Origin of the sequence: Bartonella sp. 220B (genome assembly GCF_026930205.1) — a bacterium.
Lineage (GTDB): Bacteria > Pseudomonadota > Alphaproteobacteria > Rhizobiales > Rhizobiaceae > Bartonella.
The window spans coordinates 23,529-32,482 of the sequence record NZ_JANHOI010000012.1; the positions used below are offsets into that span (position 1 = coordinate 23,529).

The window sequence follows — 8,954 nt, forward strand, 5'->3', positions numbered from 1 at the left end:
CGGTTTTTTCAGAGGAAGGGGAAGAAAGTTTGTAGTAGAAATATGATTAAAAAAATTAAAAATCACCTCTCTTTATGTGGTTTTACGGCGATTATTCTTTTCTTTGTACAGAATGCTGATGCTGCTGATCAATTTTTTGAGAAGAAGCAATTTTCATGTAGTCAAAGCGCTTCATTTTATCGATGTAACGATGCTAAAGAACATGAAATTTCCAACAAAATTTATACACTCACGGGTCAAAGCTTTGAGCCAGCTATAGAGGCTTTGGGGGAGGGGACAGTCATTGAAGCAGACGCTATAATTATTAACGGCATTGCAAATGCAAACAATCATTCAGGAAAAAGATTTTGGACAACAGGTGTAAAAACCTCGATGGAGGGAGGTGTTACTCTATTCAATTCCATCTTAAATAATGTGTCAATAGGTGTAGATGTTGATGAGGGAGGAGCTTTTGAGATGCAAAATGGGGTGATTAATGCAACGCGAATGGGGGGCAGCGTAGTTGGTAAAGATTCTTTTATTTTTTTAAATCATGCAGAAATTAGGACAAGTGCTGGTGCGGTAAGTCTTTTTAGCCAAGACAGTGCAAAAATTGAGATGAAAGCAGGAAAGATTGATTTTACAAACGGTATTGGGGTTCAAACAGCAGGAGGTGGCAAGGTTATTTTAGATGGTGTTTCTATTACTGAAAGGGGAAGGTACATGAGGAATATAGGCAGGCATAGTGAAAATTCTGCTTTTCAGATGCTTCAAGGTGCGGGGTCTATTACTGTTCAAAGAGGAAGAGTTAATGTTACCAATGCTCATGGTCTTTCATTACAGGGAAATGATAATAATACTGCCCATATTGAAAACTCTACTATTATGATAAGAAATAAGTCATTTAATGGTATACGTTTTCTTTGGGAAGTAGCATTTGATGAAGACAAAGAAACAGTTTTATCTGGACGGGGAGCGGTCTATTTGTCTAGGACGTTTTTTATGACTCCCGAAAGTACGGCTATTTATAGTCGACAATTCGAGAGTTTTCTTAAACTCTCACAAGGTTCAACAGTTTTGGGAGATCTATTGTTGAAGGCTGAGGGAAATTCTACTGTAAAGGTTATAGCTGATGCTTCTACGCTTATAGGGGGAACACATGTTGATGAAAATTCTACGGCTACCCTAGAATTAAAAAATAATTCAAAATGGACTTTATCGCAACCAAAATATGAAAAATTGCAAAACTCTGCCTTTTCTGGTTCTCAATTGGGTCATTATTCATCTCTTTCATCCCTAAATCTTGTTGATAGTTCTCTTTTTTTTAAAGAACTAAAAACAGGTGATATTTACAAAACACTTCTCGTTGGAAAAGGGGGAGGCAAGGCTTATCATGTGCAAGGTAATGTGCATCTTTATCTTAATACATATTTGGATAAAGGGGGGGATCTTCAAAAGCAAAAGACAGATCGACTTTTGATTCATGGTGATGTTGAGGGAACAACGATAGTACATGTGCAAGATGCTTTTGGGAGTCGAGGGGATTATACGGGGGAGCGCGGAAATAACAAAGGAATTTCCATTATTCAAGTTTATGGAACAGCAAATAAAGACTCTTTTCAGCTAAATGGTGATTATGTTACGCCGGAAGGTTCACCTTATAAGTATCGTCTCTATGCTTATGGACCCAGTTCTTCTTTAGGGCAAGCGGATTTATCTCAAAGAGTGCTTAAGGGGGAAGGAGAATTTTGGGATTTCCGCCTCGAAAGTGAAGTGATACAATCTCCTTCTTCTGATTACTCGGATTTGTTTTTTATTTCTTATTTTCCTGTGTCGCGTTATAATACTTCTTCTTCTTTTTCAGGGCAGCTTCCTAGTTTTGTTAGAGATGAGGCTGCTTGCGTTGAAATGGGGAAAAGTTCTGAATGCCTAAGCTCTTCTTCTCTTGTTACATCCGTTGGAACCACTGTCGATGAGGCGAGGATTTTAACTCGCCGGTCTGCTTCTCGCCCTATTTCTGCTGAATCTGGTGCTACTTTTCCTACATTCGTGAGATCTGTTGATACTGATGCTTTGATGAAAAATCCTTCTGCTCTTGCGTTTTTTCCTATTACGCTTGAGGAGAAGGCCGGTGTATCTGAGCGAGGTCGTGTTTCCGTTATATCTAAGGCTGTTTTTGCTTCTGAGCTTTCTCCTCGTTTTCAGAAAAAAGTAAGGGCTGTTGTCCCACAAGTTGCAACATATCTCCTTTTGCCAAATAGCTTATTTCATGCTGGTTTGATGGATATGAGTCATCTAAATAAGCAGTTGGAAATACTGCGAACAGTTTCTCTTCCATCGTTGAAAGTCGATAAAAATTCTGCTTTGTTTCTACAGAGTTATGGCAGTAATTATCGTTATGTTTCAGATCTGTCTACGCTTGAATATGGCTTTGGAGGCGAGATTGCGTATAATGCTATAGAAGCTGGAACTTTGCTGAAAAATATCGAAACGACAGACAGTACTATATCTTTTGGGGTTATGGGAACTTATGGAAAAGTTTCTTTGCATCCTCGAGATATTAAGCAAAGCCAAGAAAGCACATTTGATAAATGGACTGTTACAACCTATGGCAGCATGCAGCATGACATAGGTTTTTATATGAATGGACTGTTATCTTATGGTCTCTTTAATGGGAATGTCTTCACTCTTGCACGAGGCAAGACAACAACATTAAAAGGTAAATCACTGAGTGGTTTCTTAACTGCTGGCAAAGCATTTATGATGGAGGGTAAAAGTTTTATTTTTGATCCACAGGTTCAGGTTATTTATCAAAATCTCCAGTTTTATAAGGCACATGATATTGATAACTTTAACATAGAGATGGGTAAACTTGATCAATGGGTGGTACGTGTTGGTGGACGTTTGACTAAAACATTTGCTTTGGCTGAAAAAGCACATTTCGTTTCTTTCTATGGCAAACTTTATTTTGTTCGTGATTTTAGTGATAAACAATTTGTGCATTTTGGAGATGCCTTTCAGTTAGGAGCTTTTGGTTCTTCTTTAGAAGCTGGATTGGGTTTTAATGCACAATTATCGCCCAAATTTACAGTTCATGGAGATGTGAATTATCAGCATAAACTTACCAAGGCTGGTTTTTCTGGGACACATTTCTCTGGTGGATTCAAGTATCATTTTTAATGGTACTCTTTCTTTGACACATTCTCTGTGAAATTCACAGGCACAACATGACTTTATTGTGTTATTTTTTTGATTTTAGCTTTACATATAATTCAAAATGAATTACTTGATCGCTCCGCAATGGAGCAATCGGTAGATATGTCTCTTTCGTTTTTAATGAGGGTGAGAGAAGAAAGTTTATAGTGAATGATGATTAAAATTTTAAAACGCCACGTCTGTTGGTGTGCCCTTACAACATCTGTTTTTTTCTTTGCGCATCATATAGATGTAAAGGCTAAGGTAGCGGATGTTTCTTCGTGTAATACATATGGAACGAGCAAAGGATATGGAAGTATTAATCCGTCTTATACAGATTTTTTCAAGGAAGGTTCTCTTGGGGCTGTGATCGTAAGAAATTGTGAAAAAATAATTCTTAAGACGAAAAAAGAGAACAAATCAAGATCTGGTGAGGTTTTACAATTTAGAAAATCTAAAAAGATTGTATCAGAGGTGGTTGCAGATCCAAAGGCGGTAACCATTTTAGATAAAGTTTCCGTTACTGGGAGTAGTAAAAAGATAGGAACTGGTAGTTTCCCTCATGCCGTTTTGGGTGTGAAACAAGGGGGCTTTCTTCTTGTTAAGAATAGTGATGTGGATGTCGGCAATGCGTATGGTCTCGTGGGTGAGAGTGCACCAGCTGTTTTTTCTAGTGATCCTTTGCGAGATCCGCAAAATACGTCTCAGGTTGTTGTTGAGGATTCAGACATAAAGATTGCGGGATATGGATCTGTTGGTTTGTATTTTTTGGGTGGATACGCAGAGCGCAGATATATAGAAGGAGAGGTGTTTGTTCCGTTAGGGAATTTTTACTTGAAGAAAACCACTTTTAAAGTTCCAGATGGTACAGCGGTTTATATTGATAATGCTCGAAGGTATCCTTATATCAAGATAACAGAAAAATCACGTGTTTTCGCTGACTTGTTAGTAGAGGCTAAGAATCACTCAGTAGTGGGGATTGAAGCTGATGATTCTTTTCTTGTAGGTGGAGCACGTGTTAATCGTGATTCTTATGCCGAATTGGTGTTGTCTAATGGATCGCAATGGACTGTGACACCAAGAAAACATAAAGACTCAGAATCTACAGTTTCATCAATTTCCTTTGTAAAGCTTGTTAACAGCTCCATCGTTTTTAAAAAACCACAAAATGGTAATTACCAGACGCTTCATATTGGAGACACGGATGGTTATAATATATATGATAGTGTTTATTATATTGCGGAAGATGCTTCACGCCTTCAGATAAATGCGCATCTGGATATGAGTTCTTCAAACAAGGGGATAGAAGCAGATAAGCTTTTAATCTATGGTGATGTTAAGGGAAAAACTAAGGTTCATATCGTAGACGCTTCTACAAATTCAAAGAAAAGCAAGAGCCGTAGCCATAGCCAAGATGAGCAAAAAGATATTCAGAGTGTTTCCATCGTTCAGGTTTATGGAAAAGCAGAGGAAGATTCCTTTAAATTAGTAAATGATTATGTAGCCCTAAGAGGGGCACCTTATGTGTATCGTCTTCGTGCTTATGGTCCAAGTTCTTCTCTAGGAACAGCAAAAGATAAGAACAAATTGGTTAAACAAAATCTAGATAATAGTAATGGGAATTTTTGGGATTTCCGCCTTGAAGCTGAATATGTGAATCGCTCTTCTGCTTCGTTGAAAAAACAGGTTTCTCTTCGCCGTACACCTCGTTCCATTGGGTCTAGTGTTGGGCGTAATTCTCTTGTCGCCAATTCTGAGGCTTCTGTTCTTCATTCTGATGGAGATGTTAGAGCCGTTGTGCCACAAGTTCCAACATATCTGCTTTTACCAAATGCTTTGTTTCAGGCTGGTTTGATGGATGTCAATAGTCAGAACGCGCAGATGGGAACACTGCGTACTGCTGGTGGAGGGCTGTTGGAAAAGAGCGAAAATTCTGCTTTTTTTGTGCGGGGTTATGGTGGAAGTCAACGTTATGTTTCAGATCTTTCTGCACTTGAATATGGCTTTGGAGGCAATCTTCATTATAATGCTGTAGAGGCAGGATTTTTACTCACAGCACTTGAGGGTGCACATCGTACCACAACCTTTGGAATTATGGGAACTTATGGGAAAATGTCTCTACAGCCTCGGGATATTGTAGAGAGCAAAAAAACTGCATTTGATAAATGGGCGGTTACAGCGTATGGCAGCAGCATGCAGCATGATACCGGCTTTTATCTGGATGGTCTCCTTTCTTATGGTTTGTTTCAAGGTGATGTTCTGACTCTTGCAAGGGGAAAAACAACAACATTGAAAGGCAATCCTCTGAGTGCTTCATTGATTGGCGGTAAGGCGTTTATGACAGGGGATAAAAGTCTTATTTTTGATCCGCAGGTTCAGGTTATTTATCAAAATCTACAATTTGATAAGGCATCTGATATCGATGGTTTTGATATTGAGATGGGCAAACCTGATCAGTGGGTGGTGCGTGTTGGTGGACGTTTAACTAAGACGCTTGCTGCATCTGAGAAGGGGCATGTTTTTTCTTTCAATGGAAAGCTTCATCTTGTTCATAGTTTTGGAAAGAAACAATTTGTGCATTTTAAAGATGCGTTTCAGTTAGGTGCTTTTGGTTCTTCTTTAGACGCTGGATTGGGTTTTAATGCACAATTATCGCCAAAATTTTCAGTACATGGAAACGTAGCCTATCAGCATCAGCTTAGCAAAGCTGGTTTTTCTGGAATGTATTTCTCTGGAGGTCTTCGCTACCGTTTTTAGTTACACATAAAATAGAAGGTAAGTTTTAATGAGTATAGGGTGTTATATGAAAGTACTAAAAGTAATCCTTTAGCTTTTTATTTCTTACCTTCAAATGTTTAATTTAGCGATATCGGAGTTATTAGTTGTTTTTATTATAAAGGGGGGGGGATTTTATATATTAGGGGGGAGAGGGGTTACAATAGAATGATAGTTAAAAATTATAAGTTTTTATATACTCTCACAACGGCTGTTTTTTCTTTTTTGCCAATAACAATAATGAGTGTTCATGCCAAGTCTGGCGATTCAAGAATTCCCTGTAATGATACAGAGGGCTCTTATATATGTCGTGATGGTAAAAAGCATACAATTAAAGGTAGAGACTATTATTTAAAAAGTGTTCAAGACTATTCCCATAAATATTCTCAAAGTTCTATTCCCATTGCATCTGTATATGTAGAAAAGGAAGGTACAGTTATTAATGCGTCTCAGGTGAGGTTCTTGGATAATATGTCAGGTAAAAAAACTTCATATGATGCATATTCTGCATATGGTGCGTATGTTGCAGAGAATGGAAAGCTTGATCTAACGGATTCAGTTTTTAAGAATATACCCGCTCTTCGTGCTCAAAATGGAGCAATTAAGGTAACAGACGGGAAAATTGGGGGAATTTCTCATGCTATTTATGCATCGGGAAAAAAAGCGGATATTGCTTTAGTTCGTGTAAATGTTGATATTGTATCAGGTGATGTGAATACGAAAGGTATGGCTATTGTTAGTGAATTGGGGGCAATGGTTAGGATGTCTGGCAGTAGTGTTACTTTTAATGAAACTGGCGCGTTTACAACACAGCTTGGAGGAGAATATCTTCTTGATGCAATGGATATTAAGGGAAAAGGAAAAAAATACACTGTTGTAGTTGATGATGAAAGTATCGATAGGTTACCAGAGGCTTTTAACGTATCTCAAGGTGGAAAAGTTCATTTGAGGAATAATTCTATTCAACTTACCGATATGCATGGCTTTTTGATTACAAATTTTTCAGGTTTAGCCAATAAAAGTGGCAAGCTAATTCAGGAATACGATTCATCAGATGAGTTTAAAAAAACAAGTATTAAGATTGATGATGCAAATATTTTGGTTCATGGAAAGGAGGTATATGGTCTATATTTTGATGTGTTAGATGCAAAAGTATGGGCTAATATGTTGGATATAGAAGATGAAAAACGTTTCAAAACAGAAATCATTATGGGAACAGCATCTGTTTCTTTATTAAGGACAACTTTTGCAGTTCCTGATGGTATTGCCATTTATAGTACTGGACCTGATGGCTATGGAGCTAAAGCTACTCTTGAATTATCGGAAGGAACTAAAATCTCTGGTGATTTGTTATTAAAAGCTGAACATGATTCTTTTATAACCGTAAAAGCTAATAACTCTACACTTACAGGAGGTATTCGAACTGAGGATTTCTCTACTGTTAATTTAGAGTTAATGCATAGCTCGACATGGTATCTCACTCAAAGTAAAGATAAGGGTTTAGAGGAAGAGAATTCTACAGATTCAGTTCTCTCATCTGTAAGTATTACAGATAGTACTATTATTTTTAAAGCCATATCCAATAATTATCAGACGCTGCGCATTGGAAAAGAAACGGATATATTAGAAAGAAATATGGATAAGACAGAAGAGAATGAGTTCTATCGCTCACAATCCCCAGTGTATCTGGCAGAAGGTAATTCTCGGATTCATCTTAGGGCATTTTTGAATGATGATGGTTCATTTGATACACAAAAAATTGATCGTGTTTTGATTTATGGTAATGCTTCAGGAAACACTCTCATACAGATGGAAGATCTTCCAAAAAATTCAAAAAAAAAGGTGAGTAATGGGAAAGATCAAAGTGTTTCAATCATTCAAGTTGCTGGATATGCGCATGAAAGTTCTTTTCAACTTATCGGTAATTATGCTACCATAAATAGCTTTCCTTATCAATATCATCTTCGTGGTTATGGTCCAGGATCTTCTTTGGGGGACGCAGATCCCCAAAATAGATTACTTGCAGGTAAAGGAGATTTTTGGGATTTTCGTCTTGAAAGTATCTATATAAGTCCCAAAGATGATTCTTCTGAAACTGAGACTGTTTCTACGGATCTAACGGCCACTTCATCTATGCCTTCTTCTCCAAATGAGCCTTCTTCATCGGGGGAAGTACCTCTTTCTGTTTCGGATGTTCCATCTATGCCTTCTTCGGATGAGCCGTCTATGCCTTCTTCGGATGAGCCGTCTGCGCCGTCTTCTACTCCTGCCGATTCCACATCAGCATCATTTCCTTCTGATGATCCAGTTGAAATTTCATCTATGAAACCTACGTTTGAGGCATCTGTTCCGATTAAACCTTCCCTTCCAGATTCTATCCTTACTCCTGCTTCTTCAGTTGAATCTTCTTCTGTGACACCTGAGCCTGAGTTGCCTATTCCGTCTTCTTCACCTCCACTTCCTTTATCCGAACCCTCTGTACCATTTACCTCTGATGGTTCTACTTCTTCGTCTGTTCCGTTGACTCCAGCTACACCTTCCTCATCTAAGCCATCTTCATCTGAAGATCCGACGTTTGAGGCATCTACACCTTCTCCAGTTGCCCCCTCTGAACCAGTAGATCTTCAACCTACAGATCCTACACCACCTTCCTCTATACCTATTTCACCAACACCTTCTCCTGCGCCTGAATTACCTGTTCCTTCGGCTCCATCTACACCTATTCCTCCAGCGTCATCTTCAGCCGCCCCGTCTGATTCAGTCGCACCTGCTCCTGTGCCTGAGTTACCTGTTCCGTTGTCTCCAGTTGAACTTTCTTCGTCTGAAACGTCTGTGCCATCTTCATCTGAAGATCCGACGTCTGAGGCATCTACACCTTCTCCAGTTGCCCCCTCTGAACCAGTAGATCTTCAATCTGCAGATCCTACACCTCCTTCCTCTATATCTGTTTCACCAACGCCTTCACCCGTTGCACCTGTTCCTGTGAAGCCTGATATTCAGACCAA

General features: G+C 38.7%; 3 protein-coding genes. All 3 read left to right on the forward strand.

Annotated features, from left to right (window positions below; genetic code table 11):
* Positions 1-42 precede the first annotated feature (42 nt).
* A complete protein-coding gene (locus NPX99_RS07390) occupies positions 43-3,159 on the forward strand; it encodes an autotransporter outer membrane beta-barrel domain-containing protein (RefSeq protein WP_269031223.1) in 3,117 nt (1,038 codons plus the stop codon).
* A gap of 186 nt (positions 3,160-3,345) precedes the next feature.
* Positions 3,346-5,931, forward strand: coding sequence for an autotransporter outer membrane beta-barrel domain-containing protein (locus NPX99_RS07395; RefSeq protein ID WP_269031224.1), 2,586 nt, complete (start codon positions 3,346-3,348; stop codon positions 5,929-5,931).
* Between the two features lie 186 nt (positions 5,932-6,117).
* On the forward strand, positions 6,118-8,954 hold a 2,837-nt coding region (locus tag NPX99_RS07400; RefSeq protein WP_269031225.1), incomplete at its 3' end, for an autotransporter outer membrane beta-barrel domain-containing protein.